Raw genomic sequence first — 2,152 nt, 5'->3', positions numbered from 1 at the left:
GCCCGGGCACGGCGGCCACGCCGGGCCGGTGCCCGGCCCGCGCCCGGCGGCCCGAAGACGCCGGTGGCCGCCGGCCCTACTCGCGCGTCAGGGTCCTGAAAAGGGAAGATGTGTCCGCAAGCGAAGGATGCGACCCTCACGGAGGAGTGGGCACATGCAGCACGAGCGAGCCGGCGGCCCGGCCGGCCCCGAGGATCTCGTCGACGTCGCTCGGCTGGTGACGGCGTACTACGCGCTGCGCCCCGACCCCGACGACCCGGCCCAGCGCGTGGCGTTCGGCACGTCGGGACACCGCGGCTCGTCACTGAAGGGCGCCTTCAACGACGACCACATCGCCGCGACCAGCCAGGCCATCTGCGAGTACCGCGCCGCCCAGGGCACCGACGGCCCCCTCTACCTCGGCGCGGACACCCACGCCCTGTCCGAGCCCGCGCGGGTCACCGCCCTGGAGGTGTTCGCCGCCAACGGGGTCACCGTGCTCATCGACAGCGCCGACGGCTACACGCCGACCCCGGCCGTCTCGCACGCCATCCTCACCCACAACCGGCGGAACCCGGCCGGTCCCCGCGCGGACGGCGTCGTCGTCACGCCCTCCCACAACCCGCCCGCCGACGGCGGATTCAAGTACAACCCGCCCAGCGGCGGCCCCGCCGGCTCCGACGCCACGACCTGGATCCAGGACCGCGCCAACGACATCATCCGGGGCGGCCTCAAGGACGTCCGCCGCATCCCGTACGCGCGCGCCCTCGCCGCCGACGGCACCGGCCGCCACGACTTCCTCGGCAGCTACGTGGCCGACCTGCCCCAGGTGCTGGACCTGGACGCGATCCGCGCGGCCGGAGTCCGGATCGGGGCCGACCCGCTCGGCGGCGCGTCGGTGGCCTACTGGGGCCGGATCGCCGAGGAGCACCGCCTCGACCTGACGGTCGTCAATCCGCTGACCGACCCCACCTGGCGCTTCATGACGCTGGACTGGGACGGGAAGATCCGGATGGACTGCTCCTCCCCGCACGCCATGGCGTCCCTCATCCGGCAGCGCGACCGCTTCGACATCGCCACCGGCAACGACGCCGACGCCGACCGCCACGGCATCGTCACCCCGGATGCCGGGCTGATGAACCCCAACCACTACCTCGCCACGGCGATCGGCTACCTGTACGCCCACCGCCCCGAGTGGCCCTCGGCGGCGGGCGTCGGCAAGACGCTGGTGTCCTCCGCGATGATCGACCGGGTCGCCGCCGACCTGAAGCGCGAACTCGTCGAAGTGCCCGTCGGCTTCAAGTGGTTCGTCGACGGACTGGCCGGCGGCACGCTCGGCTTCGGCGGTGAGGAATCGGCCGGGGCCTCCTTCCTGCGCCGGGACGGCTCGGTGTGGACGACCGACAAGGACGGCATCATCCTGGCGCTCCTCGCCTCCGAGATCACGGCGGTCACCGGCAGGACGCCCTCCGAGCACTACACCGCGCTCACCGCCCGGTTCGGCGAGCCCGCCTACGAGCGCATCGACGCCCCGGCGACCCGGGAGGAGAAGGCCCGCCTGGCGAAGCTGTCCCCGGCCCAGGTCACCGCCGACACCCTGGCCGGCGAGGACGTCACCGCCGTCCTCACCGAGGCGCCCGGCAACGGCGCGGCCATCGGCGGCATCAAGGTGACCACCCGGAGCGCCTGGTTCGCGGCGCGTCCCTCGGGCACCGAGGACGTGTACAAGATCTACGCCGAGTCGTTCCAGGGCACCGAGCACCTGCGCCGGGTCCAGGAGGAGGCGAAGTCGGTGGTGCTGTCCGCGCTGGGCGGCTGAGTCACCGCCCCCGCGCCCGAGCCGCCCCCGCCGCGTCCCGTCCGCGCCCGGTCAGCCGGGCTGGACCGCGGGCGTGGCCGGGGACGGGGAGCGGGGACCGGGCACGGAGGTGGTCGCCGGCAGTTCCACCGGCGCCTCCTCGGACTGCTGCAGGATCGTGTCGCCAGGGCCCTCGTGACGCGGCGCCCTGCCGGTGGACGTCACCGACCAGACACCCAGCACCAGGGCGATCGCGGCCGCGGCGCCCACCACCCGCCCGACGCGGCGCCGCCGGGCGCGGCCGTCCAGACTCCGCCAGGACGGGCCCTCCCACGGGTCGTCCGGGTGCCACAGGTCGCCGACGGCCTCCGCGCT

General features: G+C 74.6%; 1 protein-coding gene and 1 pseudogene. One reads left to right on the top strand and one right to left on the bottom strand.

Going from position 1 to position 2,152, the window contains the following annotated elements:
• The first annotated feature begins 154 nt into the window (after positions 1–154).
• Positions 155–1,798, top strand: a complete 1,644-nt coding sequence (gene pgm / locus G3I53_RS01525; protein WP_164332576.1) for a phosphoglucomutase (alpha-D-glucose-1,6-bisphosphate-dependent) — start codon at positions 155–157, stop codon at positions 1,796–1,798.
• 51 nt (positions 1,799–1,849) lie between these two features.
• Here pgm and G3I53_RS01520 read toward each other — a convergent pair.
• Positions 1,850–2,152: pseudogene (locus G3I53_RS01520) on the bottom strand (hypothetical protein); the annotation flags it as partial.

Origin of the sequence: Streptomyces sp. SID14436 (genome assembly GCF_010548465.1) — a bacterium.
GTDB lineage: Bacteria > Actinomycetota > Actinomycetes > Streptomycetales > Streptomycetaceae > Streptomyces.
This window is presented reverse-complemented; position numbering and strand designations above follow the sequence as displayed.

What these genes read in the sequence shown, in the direction of transcription:
- pgm (WP_164332576.1), top strand. Translation starts at nt 155, where the DNA reads ATGCAGCACGAGCGAGCCGGCGGCCCGGCCGGCCCCGAGGATCTCGTC.